Genomic DNA, 21,079 nt, shown 5'->3' with positions numbered 1-21,079 from the left:
GGGTGTTCCCTTCGGACCATGCCGATCACCCCTCGCCTCACCGACCCCAATGCCGCAGCGCATGAACGGCTGTACCGGTCCTTGCGCCAGCAGGTCATGCATGGCGAGATGGACCCCGGCCAGTCGCTGACCTTGCGCGGTCTTGGCAAAGCCTTTGGCGTGTCGATGACCCCCGCGCGTGAGGCGGTTCGCCGGCTGGTGGCCGAAGGCGCACTGACGCTGTCCTCCTCTGGCCGGATTTCCACCCCCGAACTCACGCCGGAGCGGATTGAGGAACTGGCCGCGATCCGGGCGCTTCTGGAACCGGAGATGGCCGCCCGCGCGCTGCCCCGCGCCCATTTCGCGCTGATCGAACGGCTGGCCGCGATCAACATGCTGAACGCCGAGGCGGCGGTGAAGGGCGATGCGGTGGGCTATGTGCGCACGAACCTGGAGTTCCACCGCACCCTCTACCTGCGCGCCCAGACCCCGGCGATGCTGGCGATGTGTGAAACAGTCTGGCTGCAGTTGGGGCCCACGATGCGGGCCGTCTATGCTCGGGTAAAGCGGCGGGAGCCGCCGCAGCATCACCGGATGATCCTTGCCGCGCTGAAAGCGGGGGATGAGCCGGGGCTGCGGTTGGCGGTGCGGACAGATGTGACGCAGGGGCTGCGGCATCTGGCGGGGTAGTGCCACGCGGGACATGGATTGGGATGTTGGGAAATCAAGGGGTTGGGTGTGGGCGTTAGAGGCTTGGTAAGAGGTGTTGGCTGACCGGCCGTTGCTGATTGGTGACCCATGTCTGAGTGTCGACGCGCAGTGAGGAAGAAGGCATCATGCGAACTCTAATTAAGATACTCTTGGGCGGCGGCACTGTCATTCTGGTCGTAACTTCGGCATTGGTTTGGCAACATGACTTCCCGTTTGCGCTTATGGATCTAGACGACAGCGGATTCGTTTCGCCTCGGGAGATCGTAGTGAGCTTGGACCTTGGACACCGTCCTGCTGTGGGGCGCGAGGGAGCTTGTGTCGAGGTTTTCCTCCTCAAGGATGGATCACCAATAAAGGTCGTGTGCGCGGATGGCTGACTGACGAACTATTGTTCGAAGAGTTGTTTCCAAAGGGCGTTCTTCGCCCGGAATCAAGGCGCTCTTGCGCCGCCGGGCAGCGCCCGTCCGCCCCCTCGGGCGGGCGCTTTGCACCGTCAGCCTGCAGAACTGCCGTGGGAGGTGTTGCACCATAAAGTGCCCAGAACGGATGTTGCTCGCCCACCCGGCGGTCGGGCCCTGCCCTTTGTTGCGTGCTTCAGTGCATCCCCGCACAGCTGCCCGCCAGATTTGCGCCTTGGCGCGCAGCCTGCTTCGCTCCATCTTTGGGAAAACGCAATTCAGGAGACAAATCATGTCCATCCGTCCCGTCATCGAGACCCGCCGCGCGCAGCCGCATCTGGAAGGCGCGGGCGTTCATCTGCATCGTGCCTTTGGCGGCGCTGACCCGCTGGCCGAAGATCCGTTCCTGCTGTTTGACGACTTCCGGGGGGACCACCCGCGGGATTACATGGCTGGCTTCCCGTGGCACCCGCATCGCGGGATCGAAACGATCACCTATGTGCTGGCCGGAACGGTGGAGCATGGCGACAGTCTGGGCAACCGGGGGATCCTTGGGCCGGGAAGCCTGCAACTGATGACCGCCGGGCGGGGCATCCTGCATCAGGAAATGCCGAAGGGTGACGCCATGGGCCGGATGCATGGGTTCCAGCTTTGGGGCAACCTGCCGCGCGCGTTGAAGATGACCGACCCGCGCTATCAGGATATTCCGGGGCAGGAACTGCCAGAGCGGTTCGAGGATGACGGCACCAGCATCCGCGTGGTGATCGGCGACTATCGGGGCGTGAAAAGCCCGGTCGAAGGGATTGCGGCAGATCCGCAATATCTGGATGTCTTCGTGCCTGCGGGCAAGCGCAAGACCTTCAAGATCGACACGCGCCGCCGTGCCTTTGCCTATGTCTTTGACGGCGCTGGCACCTTCCGCGACGCCGCACGCCCCGAAGGTGTGCTGCTGGAAAAAGAAGTTGCCGGGCAAGAGGTGAACATCCGCGACCTGTCCGGCAACCGTACCCTTGTGCGCTTCGGTGCGGGCGATGAGGTGACGGTGACCGCAGGGCCAGAGGGTGTGCGGTTCCTGTTGATCTCTGGCGCGCCGATCGAAGAACCAGTGGCCTGGGCCGGACCGATTGTCATGAACAGCGAGGCCGAGTTGCGGCAGGCCTTTGCCGAGTTGCGCAACGGCACTTTCATCAAGCCCGCGCATTAAGGGTCTGCTCGTCGGTGACTTCGTCACTCCTCGCAGGCGGTGTGCCTTGCGAGGAGAAGACGAAGTCGAACGACGAGCGGTCCGGTCAGGCGTGGATTGCGCCGTCGCCGCAGGCCAGGGCGGCCTCACGCACCGCTTCAGACCACGTCGGGTGGGCGTGGCACGTCAGCGCAAGATCCTGGGCCGAGGCGCCGAATTCCATCGCCACGCAGATTTCATGGATCAGGTCGCCTGCCATCGGGCCGATGATATGGGCGCCAAGGATGCGGTCGGTGGCGGCGTCGGTGATGATCTTGACGAACCCTTCGGCCTGAAACACCGCCTTGGCGCGGGCGTTGCCCATGAAGGGAAACTTGCCGACCTTGTAGGCGCGGCCTTCGGCTTTCAGCTGCTCTTCGGTCTGGCCGACGTTTGCGACCTCGGGCGTGGTGTAGATGACCCCGGGGATGACGCCATAGTTCACATGGCCATGCTTGCCCGCCATGATTTCGGCCAGCGCCATGCCTTCATCTTCGGCCTTGTGGGCCAGCATCGGGCCGGCGATGGCGTCGCCGATGGCGTAAAGGCCAGCAACGTTGGTCTGGAAGTGGGCATCGGTCTTGACCGTGCCGCGGGGGCCCATCTCGATGCCAAGGGCTTCAAGGCCAAGGCCGGCGGTGTAGGGTTTGCGCCCCGTCGCGACAAGGACAACATCGGCCTCAAGCGTGGCCTCCTTGTCGTCCTTGCGCAGCTTGTAGGTGACAGTAGCGCCCTTCTTGCCCTGGGAGACGCCTTGAACGGCAGCCCCCAGGACGAATTTCAGGCCCTGTTTCGTCAGGATGCGCTGGAAGGTCTTGGCGACCTCGGCATCCATTCCGGGGGTGATGGCGTCAAGGTATTCGACCACGGTAACTTCGGTGCCAAGGCGGGCGTAGACCGACCCCATTTCCAGCCCGATAACTCCGGCACCGATCACCACCATGGATTTCGGGATCTTCGGCAGGGTAAGGGCGCCGGTGGAGGTGACAACGGTCTGTTCGTCGATCGTGACGCCGGGGAGCGTGGAAGCTTCCGAGCCGGTGGCGATGACGATGTGCTTGGCGGTGTGAACCTCATCCCCGACCTTGACCTGGCCGGGCGCCGGGATCGACCCCCAGCCTTTCAGCCAGGTGACCTTGTTCTTCTTGAACAGAAACTCGATCCCCTTGGTGTTGCCGGTGACGACGTCGTCCTTGTAGGCCTGCATCTTGGCCCAATCCACCTTTGGCTTGGCGCCCATCAGGCCCATTTTTTCAAAGTTCTCATGGGTTTCGTGCAGAAGATGGGTGGCGTGCAGCATAGCCTTAGACGGGATGCAGCCGACGTTGAGGCAGGTGCCGCCAAGGGTGTCGCGGCCCTCGACCACAGCCACCTTCAGGCCAAGTTGCGCTGCGCGGATGGCGCAGACATAGCCGCCGGGGCCTGCGCCGATGATGATGGTGTCAAAGCTTGCCATGGGTCGGGTCCTTTGGTTTCGGTCGGGAGCCGGGGGTTTCACACCCCCGCACCCCCGTGGGATATTTGGGCAAATGTGAAAGGGTCAGATGAGGGCGGCCACGATCATTGTGAGGGTTGCAAAGAAACCTACGCTCCAGATCGCGGAACGCCAAGGCCGCCAGCCCAGGGCGTAGGCGGGAACATAGAGGATGCGCGCCGCAAGATAGAGCCAGGCCGCATATTGGGTGACGGGGGTCGACTGGTTGCCAAGGGTCACCACGACAACGGCGAGGGTGAACAGGATCAGCGCCTCGAAATGGTTGTTGAGCGCGCGTTGCAGGCGGGCGGTGACGGCGGACATCTGGCGCGAGGGCGGTCGGTCCCGAGGGCTGGAGGTGTAGCCCACGCCCAATTCGCGGTTGGCCGGAACCGCGAACAGGGTGAACTGGGCGGCCTGCAACAGGCCTGCAAGGGCAAGAACGGTCAGCTCAGGTGTCATGCGGTGGCCCCTTTGGTCCAGCGGCGGATGGTGTCGGGCACCAGAAGATGCCGACGGGTGTCTGTGAACCAGGACAGGCTGGCAGCCTCGGCTGCGGCGACGCCGGAAAGCGCGCGCAGGCGGGCCATCTCGGTTTCCACCTCAGCCCAGCGGCGCAGGATCGACCGGTCTTGCCGTTCGTTGCGGTTGGTGCGGCGGTGCCAGACCGAGTTCAGGTGATACTTCCCGAAGGCCTGCCCGGTGCCGAAGCCACGGTCGTTCTTCATCAGGAAAACGTCGGTCGACCGGGTGGCATAGTGGTTGATCACCGCTCCGCCGCGCATTGCCACGTCGATCGGCCGGTAGCGCGACCGGGGCGGACCAAGAAGGGTGGCAGGCGACAGCGGCTCACCCGCCGCGTTGACGGGCAAGGGGGCCTCCACGCGGGGGTCGGTCGGCATGTGTTCCGAGGCGTTGTGGAACGCACTGAGGCGGAAGATGGATTTGAACTTGACCAGTTCGGGGTCCATCGCCGCCTCGCAACCGGTGAAGGCGGAAAGCGTGTTGCCCGGCCAGACGCTATGGCCGCTGTCGCCGAAACTGCGCCAGGGCAGGGCGATGGCATGCGCATCGCCCGCGCGGGCGATGACCTCTTGCACCGGGGCGGCACCGGGGGCGATGTTCAGGAATTCATCGCTGTCGAGATGGCACAGCCAGTCCACCGCGCCGCCCTGCAGATGCGCCATCACGCGCCGGATGCCTGCGCCTTGCGGTGACTCATCCTTGGCCACCGGGTTGGGCATATGGTCAACCGCACCCCCTGCGGCCAAAGCCTCCAGCAGCCGGTCCGTGCCATCGGTGCAGTCATTGGTGCAGATCACGATCGGACCGAAGCCGATGACCCGGTGATAGGCCAGCCATTCGACGACATGAATGCCTTCGTTGCGCATGCAGGACATCAGCGCGACCGGGGTCGTCTGGGCAGCGGCGCTGGTCATTGGAAGACCTGCGGCAGTTTCAGCTCCAGCACGGTGAAGTTCAGCCGGCCGTAGGTTGTCTGCCAGTCAGGGTGGGCGTCGCAGTACTGCTTGACCTCGGCATAAGGGGTGTCCTCGGCGGGAAGCAGGCTTTCGGGCTGCGCGGCCCTGGTGAAGGCGGCAATCGCCTCGGCCTGGACGTTGTTGGCGGCAAGCGTCGCTATGGCGGCGGCGGCGTCGGACTGCCAGCCCTGGACGATCAGCGGATGCGCGAGGCCGTCAAGCGAGGAGCAGGTCAGGAAAACGCGCTGTTCGGCAAGGGCCTGGGTCAGGAGGATATCGGCGGCGGGAGAGCCGGTGGGGATGATCTGGGCGAAGGTGGGAGTGGCGAGGAGGAGGGCGGCGAGGAGGGCAGAGTACGTCACGTCCCGGGCTTGACCCGGGACCTCATTGGTAAGGATCGCGCGGATGGTGGAGCGAGGCCCCGGCGCAGGGCCGGGGCGGGGTTTCTCGGACGGGCGGCCCCCCACCCCCAACCCCTCCCCACGAGGGGGAGGGGAGGCGCTTATCGCGGCGGTGGGGGTGGGCTGGGGCATGTGTGGTCCCGGGTTGGGGTTGCCGGTCGTGGGTGGCATGGGGGTGCACCAGACGAACGTTCGACGGTTACTCGAATGGAAAGCTCTGGATGATCGACAACTCTCCAGTTTGCAGATTCATGGCTGGACGAACTTGGCCGGAGACTAGTCCAAGGTAGTCGGCACGAGGGTCCTCGGAACCATTAAGGACACGACCTGTCTGAGGCATGTGCTTTACCGGAACCCAAAGAACCAAATCACCGTCCTTTACGGCTTTGATGCCTTTACGAAACTGGGCACTTGAAATGTGAGCCGTGATTGTCAGCCACGGCTCATGCCCATTGGCGACGCGGATGACCAGTGATTGGCCATCATGCGTTCGGGCCGATGCTTTCACTACGAGGGAAACATATGGTTTCCCTAGCTGGACAGGCCCGTCGTTCAACATCCCGCAAGTCATCCAGAAGGACACCGCGTCGGGGAATTCTTGAAGACCCGGCTTTTTCCGCCGGAAAAATTTCGAGAACACTTGATGTTATTCCCCTCACAAATCCATCAACAGCCGCCGCGGGTCCTCCAGCGCTTCTTTCACCCGCACCAGGAAGGTCACCGCCCCTTTGCCGTCCACGATCCGGTGGTCGTAGCTGAGCGCCAGGTACATCATCGGGCGGATGACGATCTGGCCGTTCACCACAACCGGACGGTCCTGGATCTTGTGCATACCAAGGATGCCGGACTGCGGCGGGTTGAGGATGGGGGAGGACATCAGCGACCCGTAGACACCGCCGTTCGAGATGGTGAAGGAGCCGCCCTGCATCTCGGCCATGCTCAGCTTGCCGTCGCGGGCGCGGAGGCCGAGTTCGGCGATCTTCTTTTCAATGGCGGCAAAGCCCATCTGGTCGGCGTCGCGCACGACCGGGACGACAAGGCCGTTCGGGGTGCCGACCGCCACGCCCATGTGGACGTAGTTCTTGTAGACCACGTCCTGACCGTCAATCTCGGCGTTGACCTCGGGAACCTCTTTCAGCGCGTGGCAGCAGGCTTTGACGAAGAAGGACATGAAGCCCAGCTTCACGCCGTGCTTCTTTTCAAAGGCGTCCTTGTATTCGTTCCGCAGGCCCATGATGCCGGACATGTCGACCTCGTTATAGGTCGTCAGCATCGCGGCTGTGTTCTGGGCGTCCTTCAGGCGGCGGGCGATGGTGGCGCGCAGCCGGGTCATCTTGACCCGTTCCTCACGCGCGGCGTCGTCGGCGGGGACGGGCGCGCGGGGGATGGAGGCGGGGGCAGGCGCCGCAACGGGGGCCGATGCCGGGGCGGCGACAGCCTTGGCGACGTCTTCCTTCATCACCCTTCCATCCTTGCCCGAGCCCTGAACCTGATCGCGGGACAGGCCGGCCTCGGCCATGGCCTTCTTGGCCGACGGGGCGTCTTCCACATCCTTGCGGGGCTGCATCTCTTCATGCCCGGCGCCGGGAGAGCCAACTTCGGCGGCGGCCTGGATGTTCGGGTCGGTGGTCTTTGGGTCCTGCTTTGTCGGCGCGGGGGTGGCAGCAGCGCCTTCCGTCACGATCGCCAGCCGCGCATTGGCGGCCACCGTCGCGCCTTCGGGGGCGATGATTTCGGCCAGCACACCCGTCACGGGGGACGGAACCTCGACCGAGACCTTGTCGGTTTCCAGTTCGCACAGCATTTCGTCCTGCTTGACCGCGTCGCCGGGTTTCTTGAACCAGGTCGACACGGTCGCCTCGGACACGGATTCGCCAAGGGCGGGCACCATCACGTCAGTCATTGTCGTTCTCCGGTCTTCAAGGTCAGTTCAGGCCAAGGGCCTGGGCGACGAGGGTTTGTTGTTCATGCTTGTGGCGCGAGGCAAGGCCTGTGGCGGGCGAGGCACTGGCCTTGCGCCCGGCATAGGTCATCCGGGTGGGCTTGCTGCGGACCTTGGTCAGGATTGTCTCCATCTCTGGTTCGATGAAGTTCCAGGCCCCCTGGTTCTTGGGTTCCTCCTGGCACCAGATGACTTCGGCCTTCGGAAACCGCGCCAGTTCCTGACCAAGCGAGATGGTGGGCACCGGGTAAAGCTGTTCGACACGGAGGAGGTAGACATCCTCCAGCCCCTGCGCATCGCGTTCGGCCAGAAGGTCGTAGTAGACCTTGCCAGAACACAGGACGACGCGCTTGATCTTGTCGTCGGCTTTCAGCTTCGCCGTCGAGTTGCCCTTCTGTGCGTCATCCCAAAGGACGCGGTGGAAGGTGGACCCGTCGGTGAAATCCTCGGCCCGGCTGATCGCCATCGGGTGACGCAGCAGCGATTTCGGCGTCATCAGGATCAGCGGCTTGCGGTAGGTCCGGTGCAGCTGACGGCGCAGGATGTGGAAGTAGTTGGCCGGCGTCGTGCAGTTGGCGACGATCCAGTTATCTTCGGCCGAAAGCTGCAGGAAGCGTTCCAGCCGGGCGGAGGAATGTTCTGGCCCCTGGCCTTCGTAGCCATGCGGCAGCAGCATCACGAGGCCCGACATCCGCAGCCATTTCGATTCGCCCGAGTTGATGAACTGGTCGATCATGATCTGCGCGCCATTGGCGAAATCGCCGAACTGCGCTTCCCAGATGGTCAGGGCGTTGGGTTCCGACAGCGAATAGCCGTATTCGAAGCCAAGGACCGCATATTCCGACAGCATGCTGTCGATCACCTCATACCGCGCCTGACCTGCGCGGATGTGGTTCAGCGGGTAATGGCGTTCCTCGGTCGTCTGGTCGACCCAGCCGGAGTGGCGCTGGCTGAACGTCCCGCGGGTGCAATCCTGCCCCGACAGCCGCACCGCAAAACCTTCGGTCTGCAGAGACCCAAAGGCCAAAGCCTCGGCTGTGGCCCAGTCGAAACCCTCGCCCTTGGCGAACATTTCCTTCTTCGCCTCAAGCTGCCGGATAACGGTCTTGTGCATGTCAAAGCCGTCCGGCACGCGGGTCAGGGCGGCGCCGACCTCGGCCAAAGTCTCGGGCTTGATCCAGGTTTCGCCGCGCTGGTAGTTGTTCAGGTCCTTGGTCGCCAGGTTCTTCCAGCGGCCATCCAGCCAGTCGGCCTTGTTGGGCAGGAAGGCCTTGCCGGCCTCAAACTCCTCGTTCAACCGCGCCTGGAAGGCGGCCTTCATATCCTCGATCTCACCTTCGGGGATCAGGCCGTCCGCCACCAGCCGTTCGGTGTAAAGCTGCAGCGTGGTCTTCTGGCGCTTGATGCGGGCATACATCGCCGGGTTGGTGAACATCGGCTCGTCGCCTTCGTTGTGACCGAAGCGGCGGTAGCAGAAGATGTCGATGACCACATCCTTGTGGAACTTCTGGCGGAATTCGGTGGCGACGCGGGCGGCGTGGACCACGGCCTCAGGGTCGTCACCGTTGACGTGGAAGATCGGGGCCTCGACCATCAGGGCGATGTCGGTCGGGTAGGGCGAGGTGCGGCTGAAGGCGGGGGCGGTGGTAAAGCCGATCTGGTTGTTGACGATAATGTGGATGCAGCCCCCCGTCCGGTGGCCCTTGATGCCCGAAAGCTGCAGACATTCCGCCACCACGCCTTGGCCCGCAAAGGCCGCGTCACCGTGCAGAAGGATCGGCAGCACCGCGATGCGCTCCGCCGCGTCGTTCATCTGGTCCTGCTTGGCGCGGACCTTGCCCAGCACCACCGGGTTCACGGCTTCAAGGTGCGAGGGGTTGGCAGTCAGCGACAGGTGGACCTTGTTGCCGTCAAACTCCCGGTCACTTGACGCACCAAGGTGATATTTCACGTCGCCCGAACCATCCACATCCTCAGGCTTGTAGGACCCGCCCTGGAATTCGTGGAAGATCGCGCGGTAGGGTTTCATCATCACGTTGGCGAGCACCGACAGACGGCCCCGGTGCGGCATGCCGATGGCGACTTCCTTCACCCCAAGCGCACCGCCGCGCTTGATGATCTGCTCCATCGCCGGGATCAGCGCCTCACCGCCATCAAGGCCAAAGCGTTTGGTGCCCATGTATTTGACGTGGAGGAATTTTTCGTAACCCTCGGCTTCCACCAGCTTGTTCAGAATGGCCTTCCGGCCTTCGCGGGTGAACTGGATTTCCTTGCCATAGCCTTCGATCCGTTCCTTGAGCCAGCTTGCCTGCTCCGGGTCCGAGATGTGCATGTACTGCAGCGCAAAGGTGCCGCAATAGGTCCGCTTCAGGATGTCGAGGATCTGCCGCATCGACGCGGTTTCAAGGCCAAGCACGTTGTCGATGAAGATCGGCCGGTCCATGTCTGCCTCGGCAAAGCCGTAAGACACCGGGTCAAGCTCCGGGTGGCTGCCGCGTTCGGTCATGCCAAGCGGGTCAAGGTCGGCAGCAAGGTGGCCCCGGATCCGGTAGGCGCGGATGATCATCAGCGCGCGGATGCTGTCGAGCACGGCCCTCTGCAACTGCGCATCAGAGAGCGAGACACCCTGTTCCGCAGCCTTGGCGGCGATCTTCGCGCCTGCGCTCTTGGCTTCCTTGGCCGGGGGCGGGGCGGCCCATTCGCCGGTCAGGGCGGCGGTCAGGTCATCCACCGGCTGCGGCGGCCAGTCGGTACGCGCCCAGCTTGGCCCAGATGCGGCGCGCTTGGTGTCAAGCTCACTGTCGCCGAGGGCATTGAAGAACTCCGCCCATTGCGGATCGACCGACGCAGGGTCGGCAGCGTGGCGCGCGGCCAGCTGGTCGACATAATCGGCATTGGCCCCGTCCAGGAAGGACGAGGCGGTGAAGGCGGCGGTGGGGGATTGGTCGGTCATTGGGTTACCTCGGAAGGAGGGACATGGAAGTGTCGAACTTGCTTGGACGGGCACCAAGCACGGCTACAAGTAAGAGGCTGACCATGCTTGTTGCGGCGAGGCCGCCTATAGCGTGCCAATAATACCACGGGTGATTTGGCGCGATGATTGCGGCCAAAGCGGCGATGGCAAACAGCGCACAGGGAGCAACCAGAAGTCCGGGTACAATCAGGAAGATTGGCCACACGCCCGCATCACGTCCCCGTCGGATCGCAACCGCAAAGAACGGGATGTGAGCGAGGGCGTATGGTCCAAGCAGACTGGCGAAGAAAGCGAATACCCCTCCGTCACGGACCACAAGATCATAGCCCAGTGCAATCCAACTGAAGAACACGCCAGCGATTTGGCAAAGCAATCCGGTTCCGAAGAACTCTTCGGGCGTTGCTCGTCCGCTGAATGTAAGTGGAGATGGCACGGAATAAGCCCTTTGCAGTCCGCCGAAACTTACCCCTTGATCGCCTTCAGCACAGCCTCACCCAACCCCGCCGGGCTGTCGGCCACGACGATCCCGGCGCTCAGCATGGCCTGGATCTTGGACTCGGCGTCGCCCTTGCCGCCTGCCACGATGGCGCCGGCATGGCCCATGCGGCGGCCGGGGGGGGCTGTGCGGCCGGCGATGAAGCCGGCGGTGGGCTTCCAGCGGCCCTTCTTCTTTTCATCGGCCAGGAACTGGGCGGCTTCCTCTTCGGCGGCCCCACCGATCTCGCCGATCATGATGATCGAATGGGTCTCGGGGTCGGCAAGGAACATCTCCAGCACGTCGATATGCTCCGTCCCCTTGATCGGGTCGCCGCCGATGCCCACAGCGGTGGATTGGCCAAGGCCTACGTCGGTTGTCTGTTTCACAGCCTCATAGGTAAGCGTGCCAGAGCGTGACACAACCCCGACCGACCCTTTGGAGAAGATGCTGCCCGGCATGATGCCGATCTTGCATTCGCCCGGGGTCAACACGCCGGGGCAGTTCGGGCCGATCAGGCGGGACTTCGAATTGATAAGCGCGCGCTTGACCTTCATCATGTCCAGAACAGGGATGCCCTCGGTGATGCAGACGATCAGCGGAATTTCGGCGTCGATCGCCTCAAGGATGCTGTCAGCGGCGAAGGGCGGCGGGACGTAGATCGCGGTGGCGTTGGCCCCGGTTTTCTCGACGGCGTCATGCACGCTGTCAAAGACGGGCAGGCCGAGGTGTTCGGACCCACCCTTGCCGGGGGTCACACCGCCGACCATCTGCGTGCCGTAGGCGATGGCCTGTTCCGAATGGAAGGTGCCTTGGCTGCCTGTGAAGCCCTGGCAGATGACGCGGGTGGATTTGTTGACGAGGACGGACATGTCACTCTCCTGCTGACGGTTTTGACCCGGCGGGTCCGATGGGGGCGGCCTTGGCAGCGAGCCAATGGTCGTGCAGTGTTGCGTAAAGCTGGTCGTGGGAAAGACCAAAGGCATGGGCGTTCAAATGCAGGCCCGGAGGGGCGAACCTTTCAAGCCAGACCGCTAAACCGCTCCGGCGAATCTTCGCGACTGCTCCAGAGGCAAGCTTGACCACCACAAACCTGTTGCGGTGCATCGTCGCAAAATCGATCTCTTCTACCAAACCCCATGGAATTTCGTCCCGGGAATAGCGGGGAATGGTGAACCCTGTCTTCGTAAGCACAAGTGCAGTCTTGGAGCCAAACGCCAGTTGCCAGAACATTGCCGCGCAGCCAAGCCCGCCCAAAAGGACGGTTGCCCAGCCAATCAACGGTGCAACGACAAAGACAAGACGCCGCTCATTGCTAAAGTCGCCGGCTGCCAACCAGATGCCGAAAAGAACCATCAAAGCAGAAAGCGCAAGCACAAGCATTAGCTTGCGGTTCGAGAATTCTATCGTCTGGTGATCGATGATAGTCATTGAATGGCTACTCGACAGAACGTGTTTGCGAGGCGCGGATCATCCCTTGACGGCCTTCACGATCTTCTCGGCCCCGTCCTTCAGGTCATCGGCGGCAATGACGTTCAGGCCGCTCTTGCGGATGATGTCCTTGCCCAGATCGACGTTCGTCCCTTCCAGGCGCACCACCAGCGGGACCTTCAGGCCCACTTCCTTCACCGCCGCGATCACGCCTTCGGCGATGATGTCGCAGCGCATGATGCCGCCGAAGATGTTGACCAGAATGCCCTTCACCTGCGGGTCCGAGGTGATGATCTTGAACGCCTCGGTCACCTTCTCCTTGGTCGCGCCACCGCCCACGTCAAGGAAGTTGGCAGGCTCAGCGCCGTAAAGCTTGATGATGTCCATCGTGGCCATCGCCAGACCTGCGCCGTTGACCATGCAGCCGATCTCGCCATCCAGCGCGATGTAGTTCAGGTCGAACTTCGACGCGGCGAGTTCTTTCGGGTCTTCCTCCGTCTCGTCACGCAAAGCCGCAATATCAGGGTGGCGATAGATCGCGTTGCCGTCGAAGGCCATCTTGGCATCCAGCAGCTTCAACGACCCATCCTTCAGCACGCAGAACGGGTTGATCTCCAGCATGTCCATGTCCTTGTCGGTGAACATGCGGTACAGGTTCTTGACGATCCCGACGCAGGATTTGACCTGCGCGCCCGACAGCCCCAGCGCAAAGGCGACGCGGCGGCCGTGGAAATCCTGCAGCCCGGTGGCGGGGTCGATGGTGAAGGTGTGGATCTTCTCGGGCGTGTTGTGGGCAACGTCCTCGATGCTCATCCCGCCCTCGGTCGAGGCGACGATGGAGATGCGGCTGGTCTGACGGTCGATCAGGAAGGCAAGGTAGAACTCGCGGTCAATATCGCTGCCGTCTTCGATGTAGATGCGGTTGACCTGCTTGCCGGTCTCACCCGTCTGGATCGTCACCAGCGTGCGGCCCAGCATCTGGCGGGCAAATTCGGCGGCCTCACCCACTGAACGGGCCAGACGGACACCGCCCTTTTCGCCAGCCTCGGGTTCCTTGAAATGGCCTTTGCCGCGCCCGCCCGCATGGATCTGCGCCTTGACGACCCAGAGCGGCCCGTCAAGTTCCCCGGCGGCGGTCTTGGCCTCTTCTGCCCGCAGGACGACGCGGCCGTCGCTGACCGGGATGCCATAGCTGCGCAAAAGCGCCTTCGCCTGGTATTCGTGGATGTTCATCTGGGCCGCCCCGTTCTTTGATCGTTCGGGCGGGTGATGGCATGGATTTCCAAGGATTCATACGGGAATTCCCGGCTGTTAGCGCTGCGGAGGGGCGAAAAGCGCATCTTGTGATCACAGATTTGTCGGCTGTGATCACAAGCTGGAAAAGTGTGATCGCAAATGCTTCAGTCGCGGTCGCCTGTGTGATTCGTAACCGACTGCCGGACCAAAACCATGGCAGGAAATCCGGTTCTCCCACGGGTTCGGCCCCAGGTTCACCCCTTTAGTTCAGAAAGACTGCGAACAACATGGCATCGCCCTGCACAAGGCGCTGGAATTCGTTCCACGCCATCGGGCTGACACGCGGGCCCTTTTCGGCATAGGGCAACATCCCCTCACCCTGGATCAACGTCACAAGGTCCAACGGGGGCGGGTTTTCGAACAGCTTTTTCAGGTTGATCCCGGCCTCGGCCCCGAAACGCCAATGGGGGATCAGCGCCTTGCCCTGCAAAAGCGCCTCGGCGTCGGCCAGTACGGCCTGCCAACGCTCCCCGGTGCCGGGCGGCATCATGATCCCCAAGGCCGACACCTGACGGTCATTCGGCACCCATTCGCCCGCGTTGTCGGGTTCAAGCGCGACCAGCGACCAGAAGCGGCGGTTATCTTCGATCATCGACAGGAAATGGCCGTGCGCCTTCAGCGCCAGCGCCTTGTCGGGCGTGTTCGACAGGGCGAAAAGCACCATGGCGATGCGGTCCACCTGGCGGCCAAACATCATGTCCATCGCATTCGGGGGCGGCGTGTCGCCCCAAAGCGCGTAGATCGCGGCAGAACTGTCCATGACGCGCTGGATGGCGGGTTCGGGGTCATAGGCCAGCGCCGTGGCCGCGAAGCCGGACAGGAAATGGGTATAGGCCGAAAGCCATGCGGCGTCGGCCGTGTCGAAGGTGATGACCGGGTTTTCCACAGGCACGGCGACAATGCGTCCGCCGCCCAGAAGGCCGGCCACGGCGGCGACCTCTTCGCCGGGGTCTCGGGTGCCGTTCATGTTGATGTCAAACCACAGGTCGGCAAGGGCGATGTCCAGCGCGAACGGCCGTTCGCCCAAAAGGTCAAGTGCGGCGCGGGCACTGTCCATCCGGGCGTCCAGATCGGTGACCAGCGTCGTGAAATCCGATGGCTGGAAGGCGCGCGCGGCGGGGTTTTCAGGAATTGGCAGGCGCAGGATCGGCAACTCCGACCAATCGGCTCGGATGCCGGTCTGCCAGCGCAATTGCAGCGCCGCCTCAACCCCGCCAAGAAACCGCAGTCCGGCAAGGGCGAAAAGGTCCTCGTTGGTAGGCGAGGCGAGGGTGGCCAGACGCGCTTCGGTCGCCTGAAGGCCGGACCTGCCAATTTCCTGAGACAGGGTTTCTGCCGTGGCCGGGACAGATGCAAAGGCAAGAATAACCGAAAGGACAAGGGCACGCATGGTGGATTCCTTCTACCATGGGCCAAGGATGCCGGAGCGCGACGGGTGAGGCAAGTCAGGAAGGCCAGACGCTTTACCCTGCTGAAAGAGTTCAATAGATCGCGGCCATGCGCCATGTCATCACGCTCTCCACGATCCCTCCGCGATTCTCGGACATCGCTCCCACGCTGGCTTCGCTGGTTCGGCAGCAATCAAGGCCCGAGGCGTTGGAACTTTACATTCCAAAGGCGTATCGCCGCTTTCCGGAATGGGGCGGTGCCCTGCCTGAGGTGCCGGAGGGCGTGAAGATCCTGCGCGTGGAACAGGATTTGGGGCCAGCCACAAAGATATTGCCGGCGGCACGGGCCTATCGCGGGCAAGACGTTGAACTCATCTTCTGTGACGATGATCATTACTACGCCCCGGATTGGAGCCAGCGGCTTCTGAAGGTCCGCAAGGCGCATGCCAACGCGGCGGTCTGCGTCAGCGCGACCACAGTTGCCCGCATGGGCAGGGACTGGAAAAGCGATGCAACGCCACGCGCCGTCGTCGCCCCCCACCGTCAAGAACAGCTCGGGTTTCACCTGAACCGCCTTGTGGACACAGTCCTAAAGCGGAATGTGGGCGCAACAAAGTTTGAGGCTCGGTTCCGCAAGCTCGACAAATCCGGCTATGCGGACATCGCCGAAGGCAATGCTGGCGTGGTGATCCGGCCTGAATTCCTTGACGACAAGGTGTTTGATATTCCTGCCGTGCTGTGGGCGGTCGATGATGTCTGGCTGTCCGGCCATCTGGCGCGGCGGAAGATCGCCATATGGGCCGACAAGCGGGCCAACCGCGTCCAGACGATCATGCAGATTTCCCGGAACGAGCCACTTTACCGCTCGGTGATCGAAGGGGCTGACCGGGCTACGGCAAACCTCGCCTGCGTCGATTATATGCGCGCGACCTACGGCATCTGGGGGGGCGACGCGACGAAAAGCCGTTGACCGCGGGGCAGGCGGTCTGGGGTTAGCCGGAGGGTGAAGCCCACGGCCCCCACAAGGTTCTGGACATCCGACAGCCGCAGATGCCGGGGGGCACGGTCGGGATGGGTCACAACCCCATCGGGCTGGCGGAACGGGGCGGCATGGTCGCCGTCCGGGGCAAGAAACACGGTGAAAAGGAACGCCCGCAGCTGTGACAGCCGATCCGCGACACTTTGCAGCGCGGCTTGCAGGGCACCCATCGGCAGGTGGGTGAAAACGCCCCAGGCCATGGCAAGGGTGATTGTGGACGGCACGCCAGGGAAAGCGAAGTCGGCGTCCTGGACGAGGTGAGCAAGGGGAAGGCGGTCGGGGTCGGCCAGCTCCACCGCGCGGCCGTGCTGCATCAGGGCAAGCGAGGCGTCGGTGCCCCAGTAGTGGCCCGGGTCAAGGTAGGGCACGGCAAGGTGGCCCAGCCGAAGTGCGCCGCAGCCGATGTCGAGAAGGTGGTCTTGCGGGGTCATCCCTTCGGCAAGAAGGGCGGCCATCTGCGCCCGCCCGGTTTCCCCCCAGCGGCCACCGACGATGTCGCGGTGGCGGCCCTTGGCGATGGCCTGATCGTAAAAGCCGGGGGCGAGGTAGGGCGATGGCGGGCGGTTCAGGGTTTGGGGTCCTTGGGCGCGTCCTTCTGGGCGGGGGCTGCTGCTGCGGCCTTCATGCGGGCCAGAAGCTCTTCCTTCGTCTCACGCGGGGGGGTGACCGATTTCGGCGCGCCCTTTTGGGCATGGTCGGGGCCGCGGGGGTTGTGGCGGAACCCCTTGGGGTTCCCGGATTTGGAATAGTCCATGGGATGTCTCCGGAGGTCAGGATGGGGGTAGATGCCGGATTCGGGGGTCGGGGGCAAGGGGGTGGGGTGAGAGGTGGGGGTCGCAAGGGACCTTGCCTTGGCTGTCCCGGGCAGGGACATCAGGGACAAGGGAATGATTTCAAAAGGTTGACCGTCCTCGTTCATGATTTGGAAAGGTTTTCCCAGTGCCCGTGATCATATCAGCCCCCATCGCGACGGCAAGAATTTCGCGGCCTTTGGTCAACTGCCATCGGCGGGCATGAAAAAAGGCGGCGCCGGGGCGCCGCCTTTTTGCGGTTGGACCAGCGGTCAGGCCAGCGTCGGGTCGATCGCCTTGCAGGCGGTCAGAAGGCCTTTCACGGCGTCGATGGATTTGTCGAGCATGGCCTTTTCGGAGGCGTCAAGCTTCACCTCGACCACACGTTCCACGCCACCTGCGCCGATGATGACCGGGACGCCGACATAGATGCCGTCAAGGCCGTAGGGGCCTTTCACATGCGCGGCGCAGGGCAGCAGGCGCTTTTGGTCTTTCAGGTAAGCCTCGGCCATCTCGATTGCAGAGGTGGCGGGGGCGTAGAAGGCCGAGCCGGTTTTCAACAGGCCCACAATCTCGGCCCCGCCGTCGCGGGTGCGCTGGACGATGGCGTCGAGTTTCTCTTGCGTCGTCCAGCCCATTGCCACGAGGTCCGGCAAGGGGATGCCGCCGACGGTGGAATAGCGGACGGACGGCACCATCGTATCGCCATGGCCGCCAAGGACGAAGGCGGTGACGTCCTTCATCGAGACGTTGAATTCCAGCGACAGGAAGTGGCGGAAGCGGGCCGAGTCGAGCACGCCCGCCATGCCGACGACCTTGTGGTGCGGCAGGCCCGAGAATTCGCGCAGCGCCCAGACCATCGCATCAAGCGGGTTGGTGATGCAGATGACGAAAGCGTTGGGGCAATGGGCCTTGATGCCTTCGCCGACCGATTTCATCACCTTGAGGTTGATGCCGATGAGGTCATCCCGGCTCATCCCCGGTTTCCGTGGCACCCCGGCGGTGACGATGCAGACATCGGCCCCGGCCAGATCAGCGTAGGAGTTGGTTCCGGTCATCGTGGCGTCAAAGCCTTCGGACGGGCCGGACTGCGCGATATCCAGCGCCTTGCCCTGCGGCGTGCCTTCCGCGATGTCGAACAGGATCACATCGCCGAGTTCCTTCAAGGCGATGAGATGCGCAAGCGTGCCGCCGATCTGCCCGGCGCCGATAAGGGCGATCTTGGGTCTGGCCATGGAAGCCTCCTTTGGGGTGAATCGGGGGGAGGGGTAGCCCCTAAAATGGCGTCTGTCCAGTCTTGCGGTGGGTCTTGGTATACAGTTGTATGCGAAAGATCGCGGCTTTTGAGCAGTGCCGTTTGGCGTTAGCGGTAACCTGAACGGAGGACGCGATGGAAGCGGCGGGATACTGGCTGGCGGCAGTGCTGGCGGCAGTGCTGGTGGGGATGGGCAAGGGCGGCGTGCCCGTTGTGGCGATGCTGAGCGTGCCGATCATGGCGCTGGTCATGTCGCCGGTGATGGCTGCGGGGCTGTTGCTGCCGGTCTATGTGGTATCGGACATTTTTGGCATCTACGCCTATCGCCATGCCTTTGACCGGCGAGTGCTCGCGATCGTTCTGCCCGGGTCCTTTTTGGGGATTGGCGTGGGCTGGGCCACGGCCAGCATTGTGCCTGAAGCGGCTGTCACGCTGCTGGTCGGGCTGATCGGCCTGGCCTTTGCGCTGACCCTCTTGATCCGGCGGCCCGTGGCGGCGGAACGGAAGCGGGCCGAAGTCGCGCCGGGCCTGTTCTGGGGAGCTGTGGCCGGGTTCACCAGTTTCGTCAGCCACGCGGGCGCGCCACCCTATCAGGTCTACACACTGCCTTTAGGCATGTCGAAGGCGGTCTTCGCTGGCACGTCGACCATAGCCTTTGCGGTGATCAACGTCGTGAAGCTGGTGCCGTATTACGCCTTGGGTCAGGTGAATATGGCCAGCCTGAAGGTTGCGGCAGTGATGGCCGTGCCTGCGGCCATCGCGGTCTTTGTGGGGTTGCGGCTGGTGAAGTGGATGCCGGAGCGGCTGTTCTTTCGGCTGGTGACCTGGGCGCTGTTGCTGATTTCGGTAAAGCTGGTCTGGGATGGCCTGACGGGGCTGTGACGGGTCTGTGACCCGGAAGTTGCGCAATCCGGAACCTGCGCGGGGATAGCGGTCGGCAGTGGGGCGATGGGGTGCTAAAATCAGTGGATGACCTATGTGCTGCCCGATGCCGATGTCTTGTACCAGGCCCTGCTGGCCCGCGATCCGCGGTTTGACGCGGTGGCGCTGGTCTGTGTCACCTCGACCGGGATCTTCTGTCGGCTGACCTGCCCGGCGCGCAAGCCAAAGCGCGAGAATTGCGAATTCCGTGCTTCGGTGGAGGCCTGTGTGGCGGCGGGGTTCCGGGCCTGCAAGCGCTGCGATCCGGCGGGGGTCAGATCCCCCGGTTCATGGCGGGACGGTGGTCTGTCAGAGGCCTGAAACGCAGGCCCGGTGACAAGCGGCACATCTGACCATTTTTGGGTTCACGGGCCGAGCAGCGGGGTTTGTGCTGCAGTGCGGCAGAATTGGGCTTGCGGTTTATGACAAAACCATGATCAAAAGCGCAAGAATATTACCCGGAGGTGAGTCGTGTCCCGTCCTGTCCGTTCGGTTCTGTATATCCCCGCGTCGAAGGAACGGGCGCTGGAGAAGGCGCGCGATCTGCCGACGGATGCGATCATCTTCGATCTGGAAGATGCGGTCTCGCCCGAGGAAAAGGACCGCGCGCGGGACCTTCTGGCCGAGGAGCTGACCGCGCAGGACTTTGGCGCGCGGCTGCGGATCGTGCGGGTGAACGGGCTGGACACGCCCTGGGGGGCGGCGGATCTGGCGGTGTTTGCCGGGCATCCGGGGGTGGATGCGGTGCTGGTGCCGAAGGTGAATGCGCCCGCCGTTCTTGACGCAGTGGCGGCGGTGGTGGCCAAGCCGCTGTGGGCGATGCTGGAGACGGCGCAGGGCTGTCTGAACGCGGCCGCGATTGCGGCGCATCCGCGGCTGGAGGGGATGGTGATGGGCACCAATGACCTTGCCAAGGAACTGGGCGCGCGGTTCCGGGCGGACCGGTTGCCGCTGATCGCGGGGCTGGGCGCTTGTGTGCTGGCGGCGCGGGCGGCGGGCAAGGTGGTGGTGGACGGGGTCTACAACGCCTTCAAGGATGAGGCGGGCCTGCGGGCGGAATGCGAGCAGGGGCGGGACATGGGCTTTGACGGCAAGACGCTGATCCATCCGGCCCAGTTGGCGATTGCGAACGAGGTCTTTGCGCCAAGCGACGCGGAAGTGACGCTGGCCCGGCGGATGATCGAAGCCTACCGCGCGGCGCGGGCGCAGGGGCAGGGCGTGGCGGTGCTGGATGGCCGGATCGTCGAGAACATGCATGTCGCCAATGCCACAACGATCCTTGCCAAGGCCTCGGCGATTGCGGCGCTGGCCGTTTGACGGCAGGGTGGGCGCCGGAATCTTTTGGAGGCGGCAATGGCGTTGATCGTGTTGGGACTGGCCCTGTGGTGGGGCGCGCATCTGTTCAAGCGGCTGGCGCCCGCGCGGCGGGCCGCGATGGGCGATGCGGGCAAGGGGGTGGTGACGGTCGGCATTCTGGCGGGCGTGGTGCTGATGGTCATCGGCTACCGCGGGAATGAGGCACCGGACCTGTGGTATCCGCCAGACTTCCTGAAGCATGTGAACAACCTGCTGATGCTGTTCGCCTTCTATCTTTATGCGGCCAGCGGGATGAAGACCCGGATCACCGGCATCATCCGGCACCCGCAGCTGACGGCGGTAAAGACCTGGGCGGTGGCGCATCTGCTGGTGAATGGCGATCTGGCGAGTGTGGTGCTGTTCGGCGGTATCCTCGCCTGGGCGGTGGTCGAGGTGATCGTGATCAACCGGGCCGAGCCTCGGCCCCCTGCACCTGCGCCTGCACCGATGGGCAAGGAAATTGGCGCGCTGGTCGGGGCGGTGGTCGTCATGGGGCTGGTCGGGTTGGTGCATGGCTGGCTGGGGGTTCGGCCCTGGGGCTGAGG

The 21,079-nt window shown here is 63.6% G+C and carries 20 protein-coding genes and 1 pseudogene; 7 read left to right on the top strand and 14 right to left on the bottom strand.

Annotation, left to right across the window (positions count from 1 at the left end):
• Positions 1-18 precede the first annotated feature (18 nt).
• Positions 19-669, top strand: coding sequence for a GntR family transcriptional regulator (locus tag EI545_RS07065; RefSeq protein WP_125324817.1), 651 nt, complete (start codon positions 19-21; stop codon positions 667-669).
• A 711-nt stretch (positions 670-1,380) separates the two neighbouring features.
• Positions 1,381-2,292, top strand: a complete 912-nt coding sequence (locus EI545_RS07060; RefSeq protein ID WP_125324816.1) for a pirin family protein — start codon at positions 1,381-1,383, stop codon at positions 2,290-2,292.
• 85 nt (positions 2,293-2,377) lie between these two features.
• Here the strand turns inward: EI545_RS07060 and lpdA are convergent, their stop codons facing one another.
• The 11 genes from lpdA to EI545_RS07010 all read right to left on the bottom strand — a co-directional run bounded on the left by lpdA (position 2,378) and on the right by EI545_RS07010 (position 15,174).
• Positions 2,378-3,766 carry a dihydrolipoyl dehydrogenase gene (lpdA, locus tag EI545_RS07055; RefSeq protein ID WP_125324815.1) on the bottom strand — a complete coding sequence of 463 codons (1,389 nt, stop codon included), beginning with the start codon at positions 3,764-3,766 and terminating at the stop codon, positions 2,378-2,380.
• Positions 3,767-3,850: 84 nt separating this feature from the next.
• Positions 3,851-4,246, bottom strand: coding sequence for an MAPEG family protein (locus EI545_RS07050; protein ID WP_125324814.1), 396 nt, complete (start codon positions 4,244-4,246; stop codon positions 3,851-3,853).
• The gene (locus EI545_RS07045; protein WP_125324813.1) at positions 4,243-5,223 is read right to left on the bottom strand and encodes a glycosyltransferase family 2 protein; all 981 of its coding nucleotides are present in this window, start codon (positions 5,221-5,223) and stop codon (positions 4,243-4,245) included. The genes EI545_RS07050 and EI545_RS07045 overlap by 4 nt, the downstream gene beginning before the upstream one ends.
• A complete protein-coding gene (locus EI545_RS07040) occupies positions 5,220-5,627 on the bottom strand; it encodes a hypothetical protein (RefSeq protein WP_125324812.1) in 408 nt (135 codons plus the stop codon). The genes EI545_RS07045 and EI545_RS07040 overlap by 4 nt, the downstream gene beginning before the upstream one ends.
• A 694-nt stretch (positions 5,628-6,321) precedes the next feature.
• Positions 6,322-7,569, bottom strand: a complete 1,248-nt coding sequence (gene odhB, locus EI545_RS07035; protein ID WP_245990322.1) for a 2-oxoglutarate dehydrogenase complex dihydrolipoyllysine-residue succinyltransferase — start codon at positions 7,567-7,569, stop codon at positions 6,322-6,324.
• Between the two features lie 22 nt (positions 7,570-7,591).
• A complete protein-coding gene (locus EI545_RS07030; protein WP_125324811.1) occupies positions 7,592-10,561 on the bottom strand; it encodes a 2-oxoglutarate dehydrogenase E1 component in 2,970 nt (989 codons plus the stop codon).
• 4 nt (positions 10,562-10,565) lie between these two features.
• Positions 10,566-11,015 (bottom strand): DUF805 domain-containing protein, encoded by a 450-nt coding sequence (locus EI545_RS21820; RefSeq protein WP_425471637.1) that lies wholly within the window; start codon positions 11,013-11,015, stop codon positions 10,566-10,568.
• A 29-nt stretch (positions 11,016-11,044) separates the two neighbouring features.
• Complete coding sequence (gene sucD / locus EI545_RS07025; RefSeq protein ID WP_125324810.1) at positions 11,045-11,929, bottom strand: succinate--CoA ligase subunit alpha; 885 nt, start codon at positions 11,927-11,929, stop codon at positions 11,045-11,047.
• A gap of 1 nt (position 11,930) precedes the next feature.
• Positions 11,931-12,488 (bottom strand): STM3941 family protein, encoded by a 558-nt coding sequence (locus tag EI545_RS07020; RefSeq protein ID WP_125324809.1) that lies wholly within the window; start codon positions 12,486-12,488, stop codon positions 11,931-11,933.
• 39 nt (positions 12,489-12,527) lie between these two features.
• Positions 12,528-13,721 (bottom strand): ADP-forming succinate--CoA ligase subunit beta, encoded by a 1,194-nt coding sequence (gene sucC / locus EI545_RS07015; protein WP_125324808.1) that lies wholly within the window; start codon positions 13,719-13,721, stop codon positions 12,528-12,530.
• A 265-nt stretch (positions 13,722-13,986) separates the two neighbouring features.
• On the bottom strand, positions 13,987-15,174 hold the full coding sequence (locus EI545_RS07010; RefSeq protein ID WP_125324807.1) for a hypothetical protein: 1,188 nt from the start codon (positions 15,172-15,174) through the stop codon (positions 13,987-13,989).
• A 107-nt stretch (positions 15,175-15,281) separates the two neighbouring features.
• On the opposite strand from EI545_RS07010, the gene EI545_RS07005 reads away from it, so the two are divergent.
• Positions 15,282-16,142 (top strand): glycosyltransferase family A protein, encoded by an 861-nt coding sequence (locus EI545_RS07005; protein ID WP_125324806.1) that lies wholly within the window; start codon positions 15,282-15,284, stop codon positions 16,140-16,142.
• Here EI545_RS07005 and EI545_RS07000 read toward each other — a convergent pair.
• The 3 genes from EI545_RS07000 to mdh form a co-directional block, all read right to left on the bottom strand.
• Positions 16,103-16,666 (bottom strand): class I SAM-dependent methyltransferase, encoded by a 564-nt coding sequence (locus EI545_RS07000; RefSeq protein WP_245990321.1) that lies wholly within the window; start codon positions 16,664-16,666, stop codon positions 16,103-16,105. The two genes, EI545_RS07005 and EI545_RS07000, sit on opposite strands and share 40 nt — an antisense overlap.
• Positions 16,667-16,776: 110 nt before the next feature.
• A complete protein-coding gene (locus EI545_RS06995) occupies positions 16,777-16,965 on the bottom strand; it encodes a hypothetical protein (protein ID WP_125324804.1) in 189 nt (62 codons plus the stop codon).
• 309 nt (positions 16,966-17,274) lie between these two features.
• Positions 17,275-18,237, bottom strand: coding sequence for a malate dehydrogenase (mdh, locus tag EI545_RS06990; protein ID WP_125324803.1), 963 nt, complete (start codon positions 18,235-18,237; stop codon positions 17,275-17,277).
• Between the two features lie 155 nt (positions 18,238-18,392).
• Here mdh and EI545_RS06985 point away from each other — a divergent pair, with 155 nt between their 5' ends.
• The 4 genes and pseudogenes from EI545_RS06985 (at position 18,393) to EI545_RS06970 (ending at position 21,077) form a co-directional block, all read left to right on the top strand.
• Entirely contained in the window at positions 18,393-19,139 is a 747-nt protein-coding gene (locus EI545_RS06985; protein WP_125324802.1) for a sulfite exporter TauE/SafE family protein, read from the top strand.
• An 87-nt stretch (positions 19,140-19,226) separates the two neighbouring features.
• A pseudogene (locus EI545_RS06980) lies at positions 19,227-19,445 on the top strand (Ada metal-binding domain-containing protein); the annotation flags it as partial.
• Positions 19,446-19,649: 204 nt separating this feature from the next.
• Positions 19,650-20,495, top strand: coding sequence for an HpcH/HpaI aldolase/citrate lyase family protein (locus EI545_RS06975; RefSeq protein ID WP_125324800.1), 846 nt, complete (start codon positions 19,650-19,652; stop codon positions 20,493-20,495).
• Between the two features lie 36 nt (positions 20,496-20,531).
• A complete protein-coding gene (locus EI545_RS06970) occupies positions 20,532-21,077 on the top strand; it encodes an NnrU family protein (RefSeq protein WP_125324799.1) in 546 nt (181 codons plus the stop codon).
• Positions 21,078-21,079: the final 2 nt, after the last annotated feature.

It is taken from the genome of Tabrizicola piscis (assembly GCF_003940805.1).
Taxonomy (GTDB): domain Bacteria; phylum Pseudomonadota; class Alphaproteobacteria; order Rhodobacterales; family Rhodobacteraceae; genus Tabrizicola; species Tabrizicola piscis.
Note: the sequence above shows the minus strand (reverse complement) of the source record. Positions and strands in the feature narration are given on the sequence as shown.

What these genes read in the sequence shown, in the direction of transcription:
- EI545_RS07065 (WP_125324817.1), top strand. Translation starts at nt 19, where the DNA reads ATGCCGATCACCCCTCGCCTCACCGACCCCAATGCCGCAGCGCATGAA.
- EI545_RS07060 (WP_125324816.1), top strand. Translation starts at nt 1,381, where the DNA reads ATGTCCATCCGTCCCGTCATCGAGACCCGCCGCGCGCAGCCGCATCTG.
- lpdA (WP_125324815.1), bottom strand. Translation starts at nt 3,766, where the DNA reads ATGGCAAGCTTTGACACCATCATCATCGGCGCAGGCCCCGGCGGCTAT.
- EI545_RS07050 (WP_125324814.1), bottom strand. Translation starts at nt 4,246, where the DNA reads ATGACACCTGAGCTGACCGTTCTTGCCCTTGCAGGCCTGTTGCAGGCC.
- EI545_RS07045 (WP_125324813.1), bottom strand. Translation starts at nt 5,223, where the DNA reads ATGACCAGCGCCGCTGCCCAGACGACCCCGGTCGCGCTGATGTCCTGC.
- odhB (WP_245990322.1), bottom strand. Translation starts at nt 7,569, where the DNA reads ATGACTGACGTGATGGTGCCCGCCCTTGGCGAATCCGTGTCCGAGGCG.
- EI545_RS07030 (WP_125324811.1), bottom strand. Translation starts at nt 10,561, where the DNA reads ATGACCGACCAATCCCCCACCGCCGCCTTCACCGCCTCGTCCTTCCTG.
- sucD (WP_125324810.1), bottom strand. Translation starts at nt 11,929, where the DNA reads ATGTCCGTCCTCGTCAACAAATCCACCCGCGTCATCTGCCAGGGCTTC.
- EI545_RS07020 (WP_125324809.1), bottom strand. Translation starts at nt 12,488, where the DNA reads ATGACTATCATCGATCACCAGACGATAGAATTCTCGAACCGCAAGCTA.
- sucC (WP_125324808.1), bottom strand. Translation starts at nt 13,721, where the DNA reads ATGAACATCCACGAATACCAGGCGAAGGCGCTTTTGCGCAGCTATGGC.
- EI545_RS07010 (WP_125324807.1), bottom strand. Translation starts at nt 15,174, where the DNA reads ATGCGTGCCCTTGTCCTTTCGGTTATTCTTGCCTTTGCATCTGTCCCG.
- EI545_RS07005 (WP_125324806.1), top strand. Translation starts at nt 15,282, where the DNA reads ATGCGCCATGTCATCACGCTCTCCACGATCCCTCCGCGATTCTCGGAC.
- EI545_RS07000 (WP_245990321.1), bottom strand. Translation starts at nt 16,666, where the DNA reads ATGGCCGCCCTTCTTGCCGAAGGGATGACCCCGCAAGACCACCTTCTC.
- EI545_RS06995 (WP_125324804.1), bottom strand. Translation starts at nt 16,965, where the DNA reads ATGGACTATTCCAAATCCGGGAACCCCAAGGGGTTCCGCCACAACCCC.
- mdh (WP_125324803.1), bottom strand. Translation starts at nt 18,237, where the DNA reads ATGGCCAGACCCAAGATCGCCCTTATCGGCGCCGGGCAGATCGGCGGC.
- EI545_RS06985 (WP_125324802.1), top strand. Translation starts at nt 18,393, where the DNA reads ATGGAAGCGGCGGGATACTGGCTGGCGGCAGTGCTGGCGGCAGTGCTG.
- EI545_RS06970 (WP_125324799.1), top strand. Translation starts at nt 20,532, where the DNA reads ATGGCGTTGATCGTGTTGGGACTGGCCCTGTGGTGGGGCGCGCATCTG.